Source organism: Aquimarina atlantica (assembly GCF_000626715.1).
GTDB lineage: Bacteria > Bacteroidota > Bacteroidia > Flavobacteriales > Flavobacteriaceae > Aquimarina > Aquimarina atlantica.
Map to the genome: position 1 here is coordinate 1 of NZ_AQRA01000008.1, position 18,742 is coordinate 18,742.

General features: G+C 38.3%; 4 protein-coding genes and 1 pseudogene. 3 read left to right on the plus strand and 2 right to left on the minus strand.

All coding sequences use genetic code 11. The annotated features are described in order from the left end of the window. The 3 genes and pseudogenes from ATO12_RS26395 to ATO12_RS18010 all read left to right on the plus strand — a co-directional run. Positions 1-1,153: pseudogene (locus tag ATO12_RS26395) on the plus strand (hypothetical protein); the annotation flags it as partial. A gap of 48 nt (positions 1,154-1,201) precedes the next feature. Beyond that, on the plus strand, positions 1,202-15,871 hold the full coding sequence (locus ATO12_RS18005) for a T9SS type B sorting domain-containing protein (protein WP_165583406.1): 14,670 nt from the start codon (positions 1,202-1,204) through the stop codon (positions 15,869-15,871). A 93-nt stretch (positions 15,872-15,964) separates the two neighbouring features. Next, positions 15,965-16,921, plus strand: coding sequence for a PorP/SprF family type IX secretion system membrane protein (locus ATO12_RS18010; RefSeq protein ID WP_034244602.1), 957 nt, complete (start codon positions 15,965-15,967; stop codon positions 16,919-16,921). 148 nt (positions 16,922-17,069) lie between these two features. Here the strand turns inward: ATO12_RS18010 and ATO12_RS18015 are convergent, their stop codons facing one another. Further along, positions 17,070-17,468 carry a hypothetical protein gene (locus ATO12_RS18015; RefSeq protein WP_051575933.1) on the minus strand — a complete coding sequence of 133 codons (399 nt, stop codon included), beginning with the start codon at positions 17,466-17,468 and terminating at the stop codon, positions 17,070-17,072. Between the two features lie 103 nt (positions 17,469-17,571). Then, positions 17,572-18,726, minus strand: a complete 1,155-nt coding sequence (locus ATO12_RS18020) for a DNA polymerase III subunit (protein WP_034244604.1) — start codon at positions 18,724-18,726, stop codon at positions 17,572-17,574. Positions 18,727-18,742 lie beyond the last annotated feature (16 nt).

The window sequence follows — 18,742 nt, forward strand, 5'->3', positions numbered from 1 at the left end:
AGCAGCAGAAGCAGCTCGTTTAGCGGAGGAGAAGAGATTGGCAGATGAAGCAGCAGCAGAAGCAGCTCGTTTAGCCGAGGAGAAGAGATTGGCAGATGAAGCAGCGGCAGAAGCAGCCCGTTTAGCTGAAGAGAAGAGATTAGCAGATGAAGCAGCGGCAGAAGCAGCTCGTTTAGCTGAAGAGAAGAGATTGGCAGATGAAGCAGCAGCAGAAGCAGCTCGTTTAGCCGAGGAGAAGAGATTGGCAGATGAAGCAGCAAAAGCAGCAGCAACTGCAAATGAAGAAGGATTAGATGAGATTAAGAAAGAACTAGATAATAGTAGTCGAATCACAAGTAAGATATTTGCTCGTCGAGATTCATTATTAACTACCAGCTTAAATGTAGATAAACGTGAATTTAGCAAGCTTTTAGAATCACTTGTTAGCATGAATGATGATGCAGATGAGGCTAAAAAAGAATCTGACCCTGCTAGTTCTAAAAGATTGACAGCTAGAAATAGATTTGTAAAATTTGCAGAAACAACAAGACCTGAGGCTCAAATTGCAACCAAATTTATACCAGGATACCCAGAAGGATATTACTTAATTGGTAATGTGTTTAAAGGAGGAACATATGCTGATAAATTCTCGGGTACATTAAAAGATTTAGGATTTGATAACTCTAAAATAATACTTAATCCAGAAAATCAATTCCAGTATGTAGCTATAGAAAGTTATACAAACAAGGACGAGGCGACAGAAAAGTATTTAAATAATATTGATAATAGATATTTTGGTGATATGTGGATATTACACATTGCCAAGAGTAGAGTAGAATCCTATAAAAAGCTATTACAAGAAACTCGACTTATCAAGGATACGGTTAAGGATGATACAGTATTAACAGAGAGTTTATCGTATATCGGAGGACATAATATTGAAAATGGATATTATCTGATTACGAATATTTTCAAAAGAGAAAATTACTTTGAAAGAGGAATGGCGAAGCTAAGAGCTCAAGGATTAGAGCCTCAATATTTCAGGAACCCAAAAGACAACTATATATACGTATACTTAAAGAGACATGACAATCTTGAAGAAGCTAAACAAAGCTTATTCTCTAACGTAAACAACTCGTATGATGGAGATCTTTATATATTGAAAATTCAATAATGTAAGAAAGAGATTATGATGACTAAATACCCAAACACCCCACGGCTTATGAAACTTAGACTGAAATCTGCTATCGTTTTGGTTTTTTTAATGATAGGCATACAACTATCTGCTCAGGTTACCCCTGTACCAGTACCTTTTCAAGAGGTACCTAACAGTACGTTAAGAATTAACGGTGAACTTAAAATTATCGGAAATGCAATTACTGGGTTAAATCAAAGCGGTTTTACTCCTAATGATAGTTATAATGGAAACGCTTCTAATAACCGGAAATTTTTTGGCTATATTGATATTGATGGTGATCCAAGCACATTTAGTTCGAGTTCTGCAGATTTGCAATTAAATGGCTCTTTTGATTGTGAACGAATTGCATATGCAGGATTATATTGGGCAGCTTCTTATTTTGATACAGATGCCTTTGGAGATGTAATATACGATAATTTACCTGTCCCTGATACTCGACCGGATTTTAGGACTATTAAAATTAAGCATCAGAGCCAAGCAGCGTATACCACAATTACACCGGCACAAACACAGGTGATTTATAATGGATACCCAACGGTTGCTGGTAATACGGCAGAAACAGATATTCAATATGTATGTTATGCAGATGTAACAACTCTTTTACAAGGGATTGCAGATCCAAGTGGTACATACACTATTGCAGATATGAGAGCATCTACTGGTTTTTCTGGTTTTGGTATAGTTAACGGTATATCAAGTGGGTGGGTATTAGTTGTAGTGTATGAAGATCCAAGTTTATCTGCAAAGTTTATAAGTACACGAAGTGGATTTTTAAATAATCAGCCTTGTAATCCTGCTGATCCGGGATGTTTAAAAAACTTTACATATACAGGTTTCCAAACGCTGCCTGCACCACTACCAGTACGTGCACGATATTCGGTTGCGGCACTGGAAGGAGATAGACCATTTACTGGTGATATATTTCAGATCGAAAGGCCTGATGGTGTAAGACAAAACATCTTCACTACCCCTGCTAACCCTAATAACAACTTTTTTGATAGTTCGATATCGGTAGATGGGAGTTATGGAAATGCTGCTGCAGTACCTATCCCTGGTGATCCACCTATTAGAGAACCACATTCACGTAATACTTTAGGGTTTGATGCTGATATTTTTAATATTCCGAACCCAAATAATACTGTTATTCCCAATACTCCTCCTGGCAATACAGCTTCAACAACATTTTATACAACTTCTACGAATGATGCCTATAGTGTATTTTTTAGTTCGTTTCAAATAGAAGTTATTGAACCCGAACTTACGGTAAAGAAGCGAGTACTAGATGTGAACGGTGTTGATATTACAGGTGATCCTGTAAATTTTGCAGATCAGTTGTTTTATGAACTCACTATAGAGAATCAGGGTAATGAAAATATCACTACAGCAAGTATTAGGGATGTACTTCCTGATAATGTAGATTTTACACTGGGCAGTATAACAACCAGCCCAGGTATAGTTGCTACTCCCAATGGTACAAATCGACAGATTGATATTACTATAGACGATGCGTTGGTCGTTCGTAATGGAGGGGAACATACTGTTCGTTTTGGAGTAAGTGTGGTAGCCACCTGTGCCGATTTACGAGATGCGTGTTCTAATCAAATTACTAATGTTGCTATATCTACTTATACCGGAGTTGATTCTGGCATCCTCAAAGATGGTGAAGAAAGTATTTTAGAACAAGATGTTTGTAAACGTGATATTATAGGAACATCGAATGTTTTGATTAATGATGGTATTTGTTTTACTACTGCTCAACCAGCTTTTATATGTACAGGATCTCTAACGCTTACAGCAGGTGCAGGTTTTTCTTCTTATGAGTGGGTAAATGCAAGTAGCCCTGGAGTTGTTATTGGTACTAATAGAGATTTAGTAGTTACAACCGCAGGAACCTATATTGTAACCGAAACAGGTGCCCCTGGTTGCCAGGATGCGCAACAAACTTTTAATGTTGATGCTTTTAATACGGTTACAAACCCTTTAGAAACTATAGCAAATAATTTAGCATCGAACCCTAATGTTAATGGTAATGTTCGTACGTGTCCGATTACAGGAGACCCGTTACCAGAGATCTTTTTATGTGGTGCAGGTACTACTTTAACTATTCCACTTCCATCAGGGCCAGGAAATACCTTAGGTTTTCCTGTTGGAACTACAGTTGAGTGGCAGCGATTAGATCCTGCAGCTTGTCCCGCAGTACCAAGAGATCCTAATTGCCCTACTACAGATGCAGGATGCGATGGAGATTGGGTAACCTTAAGTACAGACATTAATAGTTTTACAATTTCACAAGCGGGAGAATATAGAGTGAATGCTACTTTTGATAGTAATTGTACTATACCTTTTTACTTTAATGTATTCCAGAATAATTTTGATCCTGATCTTACAGTTGTACGACAAATTATTTGTGGTACGCCAGGAACAATACGGGTTCAGAATTCTTCTCTTCAATACGAATACCAATTAATTACACCAATAACGAATACAGTAATTGGATATCAGGCTTCTGCAGAATTTACAGGATTAACAGAAGTAGGAACATATACTGTTAATGTTCGTCAGGTAGGAGGTTTACCTACAGCGTGTGTTTTTCAGGAAACTGTATTTTTAGACGAATTAGACGCTACAGAGACAGTTACTCCAACCTCACCTACATGTCCGGGCGATCAAGGACAGATTCAAATATCTGTAACAGATTCTCAAATTAATTATACCTATATCATTAATAGTACTACAACAGCTTTTAATGATACAGAAGGACCTACCACGGTTCCTAATCATACATTTACGGGGCTTAACCCCGATACTTATAATGTGCAGGTATTATCTGCTGATGGTAGTTGTTCAGAACCTTTTACAGTAACTATAAACGATCCTGCAGCATTTTCGGCTACGATAAGACTTGTTGAAGATTTACATTGTAATCCAAATTATCAACCGGATATTAGTCTTCCTGACTATGATCCTGATCAATTTATTGCAATTTATGAAGTTACAGTAACAGGAGGTTCGGGTAATTTTGCTTTTAATAACCAGGCAGATTTCTTGGGTACTGTCTTAGCACCGATAACAGGAACAACTTATCAATTTAGAGCAACTACTGCGGGTAATTATCCGGTATTTGTTAATGATCTGGATAATAGTTGTACTATAGCGGCTGGTAGTGTCGATGTAAGCCCTTATACGGCAATTACAGCAACTGCTACGGCTATTAATCCTGCTTGTAATGCGGATAGTGGATCTATCCAGGTTACTATTGGTGCAGGAGCAACAGGACCTTTTACATACATTCTTAATCAAGGAACAGCTTCAGAGGTAACAATCGGGCCTACTGTTAATACTACAGAAACTTTTAATAATGTAGATCCATCGGTATCGCATACAGTTACAGTACAAGATGGATTTGGTTGTGATTTTACAGTTACTCCAAATGTTACCTTTACAACACCAGCTAGTATTACAGCTACGATAAATGATGATTTCAGGTTGTTGAGTTGTACGGCAACTCCAGGGGCTCAAGCCCAGGTAACTGCTATAAACGGAGGTTCAGGAACATATGAATGGAGTTTAAACCCAGCAGGTCCTTTCACAGCAGTAGGAGCAATACCTTTTGAGATTGATTTTGCTACTGATGGTTCTTATACATTATATATTAGAAATCAGGCTACCGATGATTGTTTAACACCTTTCCCAATTACTATAGATCCAAGATTAGAGGTTGATAGTGTAACCATTACGCCTGGAGATCAGGATTGTTCTAATCAAACTGTAGATGTTGTAGTTTCTGCTTTGCCAGCACTAACGGCTCCTGCATTTTATGAATATAGTATTACACCGGATCCTGCTACAGGAACTGGTGCCACAGGTACAACAGCTTTTAGTACTACTATAGCATATACGTTTACTAATGGAGTACTATATACAGTTACGGCCAGAAGAAGTGATACTCAATGTGTAAACACAGAAAGTTTTACAGGAACTACAGTTCCTGAAATACAAATTACAAGTGCTTCGCAGGATAAACCTGTAAATTGTGTAGGAGGCAGTGACGGTATATTATCTTTTACCGTTGGTAATAGTGCTGCATATACGTATACGGTTACTGGTCCTACGGCTGTTCCGGCAGGAGCAGGAGCAGGAGTAACTCCGGTAACAATTGGTTCATTATCTGCAGGTACCTATACGATTACGGTTACAGATACAAGCCTTTCTGCACCATCTGTAAATTGTTCTACAACTACTACGGTAGATATTACAGAACCAACAGACCCACTTAGTTTTGATCCTTTTGGTATAGATGCAGCTGATTGTGGTAATCCAACAGGTTTTATTACTGTAAATGTTACAGGAGGACGAGGAGGTTACGAATATCAATTACGAGATGCAGCGGGTGTTGCAATAATTACACCGTATCAATCAAGTAATGTATTTGGTCCTTTAGCAGACGGTACTTATACTGTTTTTGTACGTGATGGAAGTGACCCTGCAACGGCTTGTGAGATTAACCAACAGGTAGTTGTACCAGTTACAGTTGCTCCTAGTATTGCTTTGGCTACAGGAGGAGATGTTTGTTATGATACAACCAATCAAGCTACACAAAGAATTACTATTACTTTAGGAGTTCCAGCACCTGTCGGTCCATTTACCTATAGTTTAGATGGTGGTGCTCCGGTTGCTGTGGTCTTTTTACCGGGTCCTGCTCCGGCGAATACTTTTGAGATTCCTAATCTTACCCCAGGAGCACATACAGTAACAGTCACTAATACAGGAAGTACTTGTACTTCTAATACAGAAAACTTTACTATAAACCCAGAATTAACAATTACGGCTAATTTAGACAAAGATGTAGACTGTAATTCTGGTGCTAGCATATCATATACTGCTACAGGAGGAGATGGAACGTATACATTTAATTTGGTAGGACCAGCTCCTCAATCAGGAATAGCTAATCCTGTAACAGGAATTACTACACCAGGAACTTATCAGATAGAAGTTGAAGATGGATTAGGCTGTACAGCATTATCAAATACTATAACTGTTAACGCATATGAAGCATTAGCAGGAAACCTTGTAGGAACAGATCCTGCCTGTCCGGCAGATAATGGAGAAATAACAGTTAATGCTACTGCTGGAGAAGGTCCGTTTACTTATATTTTGGATGGAGCTATAACATTCGGTCCAACAAGTAATGTATCTCATACATTTAATGGAGTTGATCCTACAGTACCTCATAATGTTATAATACGTGATCGATTTAATTGTGAATTGCCGTTAGGTCCGATATCATTAACTCCTCCGGCAGCAATTTCTGCTACGATAGATGATGATTTCAGATTGTTAAGCTGTACCGCTACCCCTGGTGCTCAGGCCCAGGTAACGGGTATTGCAGGTGGTTCGGGCACTTATGAATGGAGTCTAAATGCTGCAGGTCCATTTACCGCAGTTACAGCCATTCCTTTTGAGATTGATTTTGCTACAGATGGAACGTATACTTTATATATTAGAAATCAAGCTACAGATGATTGTGTTGAGTCTTTCCCAATTACAATAGACCCACGTTTAGAAGTTGATGATATTACTTTTGTAACAGGAGATTCAGATTGTTCTGCCCAGACTATTGAGGTAACAGCAACTGCGGCTCCTGTAGGACCAACATATACATATAGTGTTGTTCCTGCGCCAGTATCTGGTAATGCTACAACTGGGGTATTTGTATTAAACAGAGCTGTAACATATACGTTTACTGCGACAAGAGGAGATAATCAATGTTCTTATAGTGAAAATTATAGACAGGAACTAGTTCCTGAAATACAGATTACCAATGCGGTAGAAACCAGTCCTACAACCTGTATTGGGGGTAGTGATGGAGCGCTTTCATTTACGGTTGGTAATAGTGCTAATTTTACATATACTATTACAGGTCCGATTGCGGTTCCAGGAGGAGCAGGAGTGGGAGTTACCCCAGTAAATGTTGGTTCTTTAGAGGCTGGAGTATATACTATTACTGTAACAGATTCTAATCTGGCAGGAGGTTCTCCACCAAATTGCCAGGCTACAACTACGGTGACGATTACCCAACCAGATCCTATTACATTTACAATAGATCCTGTTGTTCAGGATTGTGCTGCCGATACTAATACAGTTACTATTAGTGCTGTTTCAGGAGGTAGTGGGGCAGGATATACATACGTATTAAACGATTCAGGCGGAACACCATTAGGTGCGAGCCGTCCTGTTAATCAGCCTTACAATAATGTACCTAATGCAACGGGATATGAAATTATTGTTACTGATGGTGCAGGGTGTACATCTCCACCACAAACATTTGATATCAACCAATTACCACAATTAGATGCAAGTGTTAACACAGGTTCTGACTTCTGTTTGGATGATGGAACAGTAAGTTTTACTATCGATATTGATGGTACTGATTCTGGTACCCCAGATTATACATATAATGTAACTAGAAGTGGTGTGGTAGTAATACCAGATACCAATGTTGGTGCATTAACTACGTTCACAACAACTCCGGCATTAACTTTACCAGGAGATTATGTGATAACAATTACAGATAGTAATGGTTGTCCTGTAGTATTGCCAACGCAAACTATTGAACCAGCAGTAGAATTGGTAGTTACCCAGGTTGCAGATATTACTTGTGATGCACTAGGTAATCCCGTAAACGCTTCATTCTCATTTGCTATACCGGCATCAAACCCTGGATATACTCCTTATACGATTGATGTTTCATTTAACGCAGGTCCTTTTACAAATCATTTAACAGCTGCTACAGCACCGTTTGCAAATTATACAGCTACTTCTGGAGCAGGAGACTATACGTTTAGAGTTACTGATGCTAGAGGTTGTACTTTTACGACAAACCCATTTACGGTTACAGATCCGGTTGCACCAACAATTGCGGACCCAGATGTAGACCTTGCTTGTGCTGGAGATACAGGAACTGTCGTAATTACTGTTACAGGTACAGAAACACCATATGAAATAGACTTTAATGGAGCAGGATTTGTGACAATCACAGGTACTCAAATTTCATTTCCTAATTTAGCTGGGGATGCTGGAGATGCTGATCCAACAACAAATACAAGTACTTATAATTATACAGTTAGAAGTAGTAGAGGATGTCTATACCCTGGAAGTGTAGATGTAAATCAACCAGCGCTAATTACTGAGGTAAACAGAGTAGAGACACCTGTTACTTGTGGAGGTTCTCCTATAATAACAGATCTAGGAGCTATTGATTTTGAAATAGCAGGTGGTACAGCAAATTATACCTATACCTTGGTTACTGCAGCGAATTTTGCGGTACGACCATTAGTTCCTGCTACTACTGCTGCTACAACTCCAAACCCTGTGACCACAGGAACTACTGTGAGATTTGAAGGCTTAGACTTTGGTCAATACTTCATTTTTGTAACCGATGCGAATGGATGTACAGATAATGCTCCTTTTGGACCATTTGATATCTTTTCTCCACCAAACGATTTGGTTCAGAATATTACAATTTCTGCAACTTGTCCGGGTGGTGTAATTTTTGATATAGACGTACAAGGAGGATCAGGTATTGATGGGTCAAACCCTCCACCTGGATTTGATATACGTATTGTTGGTGAAACTGGACCAAATGGTGTTTTCCAACCTTTAAATGATGATCCTTTAAATGCAACTGTAGTAGATGCTACTACACCAATTAGAATACACCGTTATGGTGGTGCAAATGCAGGTGCTTTTGATGTTTTAGATTTCAACAGGACCTATATCTTAGAAGTAAGAGATAATGCAACAAACTGTTTATATCAGGAGATAGTTCCTCCTGTTGCTCCACCATCTTCGCCAAATATAATAAATGATGTAGTTACTGATGTATCATGTAACCCTTCACCAGATGATGGAACATTAAACTTTGATGTATCAGGTTACGATGCTTCAGTTACAGAAATATCCTGGGAAGTATTTAATGCATTTACTAATGTATCTCTTGGTGCTGCCTATACAGGATCAAATGCTGGACTAACAGGAGCAGATACTTCTGTTTCAATTACTGGTTTACCACCAGGTCAATTCTATGTTACTGTAAGAGAAGTAGACGGTACAATGTGTCCGGCAAGACATGATTTTACTATTGATATGCCAGATCCATTAACGTCAGTAGCGACAAATCAAACTCCGGCCAATGGTTGTGGTACTAATGCACAGGTTATTATGGATACCGATGGAGGTACGCTATTTGCAATTCCTCCAACTGCAGATGGATATCGATATGCATTAATAGCCGATGATGGTTTTGGAGCTCCGGTTACTACACCAACATTGTTAGCAGATTTTCCATTGACTAGTAATGTAATTGATTTGGGTAATAATGATACAGAGGTGCAACATATATTTGTTATAGATGATAATGGATGTACTTTTGGCCCTGTTACCGTTACAACAGTAGCGAATCCACTTCCTACAATAGTTTCAGCTAACTTTATAGATGATTGTGCTTATGACAATAGTAACGTGATACGTATTGAAGGTGGTGGGTTAGGAACATTAACGTATCAGCTAGATGGTGGTACTGCGGTTGTTGGAAGTATTAATAACAATAATCATGAATTTACAGTTTCGACACCAGGAACCTATACTATTGGCGTTACCGATGAGACAGGTTGTACGGTAACTACTCCTGTTGATGTGTATGGACCATTACAGATTAGTGCTGCGTTTACAGTAGCACCTGATTGTACGAATCCAACAGGAACAATTACCACAACAACAACTTCTGGAACGATACAGGGAACAGCAACATATGTATTACAAGATTCTGGTGGTACTCCTACCGGAAATGTATCAGGAGTCGCAAATGGTATATTTTTAAATGTTGCCCCTGGTAGTTATATTGTTGAGATAACAGATGATGGTCGAGGAACTGGGCCTGCTTTCTGTTCGTTTACGGCACCGGTGAGTATAGAAGAACCTACATTACCTGTATTATTAGCACAACCTAATACAAGTGTAACGTGTAACGGAGATACAGATGGTGTTGTTAATGCAGTACTTGATCCGGCAACAGAAGATCTTACCGCTACATACCAATATGAAATTATTGCACCTATTGTAGTTGCACCACAAGCAAGTCCACAATTTACAGGACTTGGTGCGGGCACTTATACGGTAAGAGTAACTGCTACAGAAGCCAATGGAGCATTATCTGTGTTGTGTACAGCTGATAGAGACTATACCATAGACAACCCAAGTGTAATTACTGCAACGGGTACTGCCCAGGATCCATTAACGTGTGGTGCAGGCAATACAGTAAGTGCAGGAACTATAGCGATTACTATTGATGCTACTACAGGAACAGGACCAGATTACTTTGTAACGGTTACACAACCAGATGGAGTAGTACGAACAAGAATACCAGTACCAACACCAATACCGGCACCACCTGCAACTGCATTGCTTATTGCTGCACCTGTAGATGGCGTATATAACATCACTGTTTTTGATACGAATAATTGTTCACTTGTACTACCTCCAGTACCGATTGCTCCATTACCAGTGATGACCGATCCTACGGTAACTGCAGGAACACCTATAGATTGTGCTACTAATGTTCAACCGGTAACAGTTTCTATAACCGGAGGAACAGGACCATTTGATTTTGTAGAAACTAGTGGAGCAGTAGGTCCTGTAACAGTTGCTGCCGGAATAGGTAATGTTGATCCACCACCAGGAGTTCAAACTATTGCGTCGTTTAATTTACCAGGAGTGGGTAACTATGTGTTCGAAATTACTGATACTGCTACGGGATGTACGATTCAAACACCTTCGTTTAATGTACCAGAATATGATACGATTGAGGCTACTATAGCACCTTTAACGAATATAACGTGTGTAAATGATTTAACAGCTGGAGAAGTTACTTTAACTGTTACAGGATACACAGGAACGTATGACTTTACGGTTACAAATGCCACTACAGGTACCAGTACTAATGGTACAGGAGATACAACGGTGCTAAACCCAATTACAATTTCTAATTTGGAAGCAGGAGATATATCTGTGGTTGTAACAGCTACAGCGGCGCCACTTTCATGTAATGATACCTCAAACATTGTTACAATTTCGGCTCCAGCACCATTAACACTAAATCCTTTAAGTAGATCAACCCCTGATTGTAACAATCCTTTATCAGTGGTTACAATGGAAGCTGGAGGAGGAGTTGGACCATATAACTTTGCGGCTGAAGCAGGAACATTAGTTCCTGGTCCACCACCAGCAACTCCTGGAGTATTTGCACTAACAGATACTTTTAGTTTAGACCCGACAATAAGTTTAGATTGGGTGATTTATGTACGAGATGCTAATGGTTGTATAGTACCAACACAAATAGCTATACCAGCGGTTACTGCACCTCCTACATTAAACCCTATACCATTGTTTGTAGATGATGCATGTAATTTTGATAATAATTATACATTTACGGTTACTGCAACGAGTAATGTACCCGCACCAGGAACAGGAAATTTAACATACCAATTAAATATGGTTACCCCTGTCGCTACTGTTGGTCCACAGGTACCAGGAAGCGTAAACAATAATACGCATGAATTTACGGTTACCGCTCCAGGTACATATAGAGTATTTGTATATGATGAAAATGGCTGTCCATCAGCTTCACAAGACATAACAGTTTATCCAGAATTGTTGGTAACAGCAACATTAACAGAGCCAACCTGTAGAGATAATGATGCTACAATAGTGGCTACAGTTAGTGGCGGTTCTGATATTACGGCAAATCCGGGTAACTTTACCTTCGATTTAGTTGATGCTGGGACAGGCACAACTATACCTGGTGTAACACAAACCGCGGGACCAGGAGCAGATCAAATTACTTTTAGTAGCACTACTCCAGGGACAGATGGTATTTTCCCGGGAGATTATCGAGTAGAAGTTAACGATAGCGCAATAGGACCAGCTCTACCAGCCCCTGGCGGTTGTCCAGCAACTTTTAATATTACTGTACCTACATTCTTAGATCCAATTCCTTCAGGAACGTCTACACCGGTTTCTTGTTTTAATGGAACTGATGGTACTATTTTAGTGAGTTTAGATCCAACGGCAGATGATAATCCGTCATATCAATATGAAATTGTGGCAGGACCAGTAGTAAGAGGACCTCAACCAAATCCATTATTTGAGAACTTACCAGCAGGAACTTATGATATTGTTGTTACTTCTGATAAAGGATGTTCTAATACACCAGCAATTCAGGTAGTAGTAGGGGGACCAACGGCAATTCTTGATGCAAGTGGACTTCCTGGATCTTATACTTGTAATGCGACAAATGATCCTGTATCTCCTATTATTATAGTTACGATTATAGGAGGAACAGCTCCTTATGATGTGTCTTACACAGGACCTTCGTCTTCAGGATCAGAAACAGATGTGGTAGATTCTGATGGTAATCCTGCTAATGGAGTTCAATATGGAATTACAGCACCAGTTGCTGGAACATATACGATCTCGGTTGTTGATAACAATAACTGTGCTGTTGCTAATTTTGATGTAATACAGCCTGCATTCCCGGTAATGAGTAATCCAACCGTAAATGCTGGACCTGCGATTGACTGTAATACGAATACGCAGGATGTTACAGTTACTATAACAGGAGGTGTAGGTCCATTTAATTTTGTAGAAACCACAGGAGTTATCCCACCAGATAATAATGTTGGTTCGGGAGGAGCTACTACTACCAGTACTACATTTACCCTTCCGGGATTACCAACACCAGGTAGCTATATTTTTGAAATTTTTGATATTGGTACAGGATGTTCTATCCTTACGCCACAATATGACGTACCTGTATACGATACTATTGAAGCAACAATTGCTTTAGGTAATGATATTACATGTTTCAATACTGTTCCAGCAGATGGTTCTGTTGTATTAACGGTAACAGGATATACAGGAGCATATAGCTATAATGCAACGAATACGACTACAGGTACAGTTACACCTGGAGTAGGAAATACTGCTACCGGAACACATACAATAGCTGGATTAGAAGCAGGTAATATTCAAGTAGTAGTAACTGCTACAGCAACACCATTCTGTAGTACTCCTACAAATACAATTGCCATTACTCAGCCACCAGTTATTAACCTTTCTATAAATCAAATACAAGATGAAACCTGTAATCCAGGTGGTGATGCCACAATAGAGGCAGTTGCCGGTGGAGGTACCGGAGCGTTACAATACCAATTAGAAGATACAGTAGGAGCACCTTTAGTACCATTTGGTAGTGATCCTAGATTTGGAGGCTATCAATTAGATGGTGGTGCAGCACCAGCAGGAATAGATTATGTAGTAAGAGTAAGAGATGCTAGAGGTTGTGAGGTAACAGATACTATTAATATCCAACCACCGACAGCTTTAGGGTTAACTGCAATTGCACCAATTCTATTAGATTGTTCTGATAGTGAGGATGGTACAATTACTGCTATTGCTACAGATGGCCAGGGACCAGGAACATATCTCTTTATGTTAACATTCCCTGATGGTTCACAATCTGGAGCGATTGCAAGTACTACAGATCGTTATGTATGGAATGATCTTAAACCAGGTAACTATATTGTTACGGTTACCGATAACTTAGCGTGTGAAATTGCTCAAGATCCTGTAATTATTAATGCTCCACCAGCTGTGACGATAGATGTAGCTCAGGGACCAATAAGTTGTCTTACGCCTAGTCCTAACCCGATAACAGTTACTGCGGGAGGAGGAACTCCTGGTGGATACGAGTTTAGTAGTGATGGTACTACCTTTGTTGCTGGTAATACGACACCTACAACGCATACATTTAATTTACCGGCAGGAGATTATAATTTCTATGTTAGAGATATAAATGGATGTGTTTCTCCGGCGTCTAATACGATACCAGTACGTGACCCTGTTCCATTATCGACAACGCTGGACTTAAGTAACACATCTATTGTTTGTTTTGGTGAGCCAACAGGTTCTATTGACGCAAGTGTTACAGGAGGATTAGGTAATTATGGCTATAGAGTAACTGGTACAGATTACTTAGGAAACTCTGTAACATTACCTGGCCCTTTAGCAACAGATACTCAAACTACTAGTTTCTTTGGAGATTTACGAGCGGGAAGTTATACGTATACGGTAACTAGTGGAGATTGTGTAGATAGTGTAACACCTTTTAATATTGATCAACCATTAGAACTTGATATAACCGTTTCTGCTACTCCAATTTCTTGTAATGGAGAGACCGATGGTAGTATTCATGTAGAAATTAATAGAGTTCCACCTCCATCAGGCCCTAGAGGAGGAACTAATCCATATTTCTATTCGCTATATGATAGTGCAGGTAATGCAGTATTCGTTTTCTTAGAAGATGATATCGATGGGGCATCAGGAGAACATACGTTTATAGATTTACCAGCTGATACCTATCGAGTAGAAGTAGAAGATGGTAAAGGTTGTCCGGTAGAAGAAACAAATATCATAATTATAGAACCAGCACCAATTTTGGCTACTGTAAATGCTACAACTCCAGAGGATTGTGCGGGAGATATGAATGGTACAGCTACCTTGTCTATTACAGGAGGATTACCACCAGCAAATCCAGCAGATCCTAGTTATTTCTGGAGTATCGATGGGGTAACTTATCAACCGGTTACCGATCCTGCGAATTTGTTTATAGATAATCTACCAGGAGGTACAACTACAGTATTTATTAGAGATTCTCAAAACAATGCAAACTGTCAGGGAGCCTTTAATATTGATATTGAACCAGGTGTTAACCTTGCTGGTGAACTCGTACCAGAATTAGTATGTCCTGTATTTGACTATAGTGATCCTATGAATCCTGTGATGACCAGTGAGGAGCAATACTTTGTAAGTTTTGATATTGTTGAAGAGTCACAAGGACTAGGTATTATTTATACTTTAAATGGTATAAACGGAACACCAAATCCTCCTAACAATTCGAATTTGACAGGTAATTTTGAGGTTACTCCAGGAGAGTATGAAGGTATTATGGAATACCAGGGATGTACACGAACAGTAGATACTATTGAGATTCTTGAGTATACTCCATTGGCAATACCAGTTGCTCAAATGACAAATAACCCGCAAGATCCTAATGAATATCGAATCATAGCATCAGGAGGAAGACCATTTGAAAATACTCCGTTCTATGCATTCTCATTTACGATGTTAGAAGAAGGAATGACATTGGATCAATTAGAGCCTTCAGACTATACAGAATTAGATGGAGATATTTTTGTGATACGACAAACTGCAGATTATGTATTGCGTGTTGTTGATGCAGATGGTTGTGAGGTACTTACGGTTCAGAATCTGACATATATAAATATTCGTATCCCGAATTACTTTACACCGGATAGTCCTAATAGTACAGCAGAAGATCGTTTCTGGTATCCTAGACAGATTACTCCTAATGTAGATGATCCTTTCTTCTTTGAGAACATGGAAGTAATCGTCTTTGATCGATACGGAAGAATGTTAGCAGAATTTAAAGGAGATCAACAAGGATGGGATGGTCTATATCAAGGAAAACAACTTCCATCGGGAGATTATTGGTATTCTATAATTCTGAATGATGTAGACAATAGAGAATTTACCGGCCACTTTACATTATATAGATAATATATAGAGCCTTAGTAAGTTATAAGACTATATGGTAAAAAGCCAGATGGTATAGAAAGAGAAAAGTTAATGATCTGTAATTTTTAATATTAGATGAAGAAGTATATTATCATATTTAGCCTATTTGCAAGTTATTGTACTTTTGCTCAGGAGTTTTTTGCTCCTGTACAAAACCAATATATTGCAGATAACCCATATTTAATATCCTCGGCCTATGCGGGTATTGGAGATTGTTGGCAGATCAGAGCTTCGGGTTTTGAGCAATGGGTGAGTATAGAGGATTCTCCGGGTACACAATCCTTATCAATAGATGGTAGAATATCTGACCGTTCGGGTGTAGGTGCAATTCTGTTTAATGATCAGAATGGATTTACCACTCAAAAAGGGATTCAGTTATCTTTTGCACACCATTTAACACTAAGTGAATATAATAATCAATACTTATCATTTGGGATTAGCTATAAGTTTACCCAATTTGGTATTGACACTTCAAGGTTTAATAATGGAGACCCTGATAACCCATTAAATCCTGGATTAGCAGATATAAGTGTAAATGATTCTAATTTTGATATTGGATTGTTATATCGTATTGGTCGATTCTTTTTGAGCGCCAATGCTGTAAATTTATTACAGAAAGAGATTGATGATTTTAATCCAACCGAACCGTCACAGATACAGAACTATTATGTATATACCGGATACACATTCTACCATAGATTTAGTGATATCGAGGTAGAGCCTTCTATGCTGTATCAAAACTTTGCGGGAGATGGTCGTTCTACAGCAGATCTTAACCTAAAGGTTCGTAAAATGCATCGCGAAGATTATTATTGGATAGGGGTTAGTCTTCGATCTTTGGTTGATCAGGATTTCAAACCACTTTCTGTATCTCCTATGTTGGGGATCAAAAAAGCTAATTTTTATGTTGCATATGGGTATCAGATTAACGTAAATGAAGTTTTACAACCGACCACAGCGGCAGGATCACATATGATCACGCTAGGATTTGATTTTGGTTGTAGACAAAGTAAATGTGGATGTACTTATTAATAAGATTTTAAAAGAAATTCTAAAATCCTGCTTTATTCAAAGCAGGATTTTTTTTGCCTAATTATTTACTTCTAAAACCTTATAATATTATTAGATAGTGTCATTTCTATCTAAACTAATGTGATGTGCTTTAGTATTATAAAATGCCTTATAAAGAAACCACATATAACCCAAAGATAGCCACTACAAAGTAACAGGTGATCGTTAAGGCCCCTTGATAATCTTTTGCTATTCTTTGTCCAAAAAGCAACATTAAAAGCGTTATACACGCTAAAAACATCGCCAAAACAGCATAGCATGTACTATCATCTGCAATAAGATAATAGATACCAATAACGCAGCACACAGCCGTAATCATTTCTATAATTAAAACAATTGTTAAAAGAAGAGGAACCATATTCCCCATAAAAGTAGCAGCAAAATGTTCTTTTAGCCAACCAAGATTTCCTTTCCAATCGATTATTTTATCGATTCCTGATTGCAAAAAAGTAATAAGAAGAAATAGTAAGATGGTTATTGAAACAATATTGTTTATAAAATTATCCATGTGAGATTAGTTTAGAGTATCAAATATAGAATAAGATTTTAGACTAAAAAATGTTGATTTTTAATTTACTATCCTTACGTATTAATAGGCAGCAAACTAAACATTAGGAACTTTTTTTATGTAATAATCGAGTAAGTTTTATAGATAGATCGGTAAGGATTATTTTCGCATTACCATTTCGTTCTATATGATAAGCTGCATCCTGAAGTTCGTTACAGATATCCATAATATTAGCACCGTGAACAAAAGGAGCAAAGTTTTTTAATTTAAAACCATTAGTATTTGGTTCTAGGAAGACCAAATCTTCTGCACCATAATTAAGTAACATTGCTTGTCTAAAAAAATCCAGGCAATATTTCAAAAACTTTTTTTGCGTTTCTCTTCCTGTCCCAGCAATAGATTCACTCCAGGTGATTAAATCATTTACAGCAGACTTATTCCCTTTGGCTTTAAATGCTGTACGTACCCATTGTATAAACCAATCTTCAAATTGATCATCACCACCATCATGGTGCAGCAGGTGTAAAGCTTTACTATAATCACCATTAGCCTGATGTGCTATTTTTAAAGCATCACTATCAGAAATATTCTCTTTTTTCTGAAGCGCTTCTTTTATTACCTGTTCTCCCAAAGGAGGAAAATGTAATACCTGGCATCTGGATCTAATGGTTTGTATAAGCTGCTCTTCATCTTCTGTAATAAGTATAAATATAGTTTTCTCAGGAGGTTCTTCAATTAATTTAAGAAGCTTATTAGAAGCAGCAATATTCATTTTATCTGCCATCCAGATCAACATTATTTTATACCCACCTTCATAGCTTTTTAGCGAAAGCTTTTTAACGATTTCAAGAGCTTCATCTACTCCAATTTGCCCCTGTTTTTTTTCGATGCCAAGAGAAAGATACCAATCAAAAATACTTCCATATGGATTTTCATTTACAAAATGTCTCCACTCTTCTGCAAATTGATCCGATGTGGGATGTTTTTTCACCTTATCGTTTACAGCAACAGGATAGACAAAATGCAAATCAGGGTGCGCAAGGTGATCAAATTTTACATTACATGACTCAAGACCATTTGTGTTTTCTCCATTTTGATTTTGGCACAAAACATATTGCGCATAAGCAATGGCCATAGGTAAAGTCCCACTACCATTAGGACCCACAAAAAGCTGCGCATGAGGTATTCTTTTGCGATCAGCACTGGTGGTCAAATAACTTTTTATATGTTTTAAACCTAATATTTCTGAGAAAAGCATGGGCAAATATAAGGGA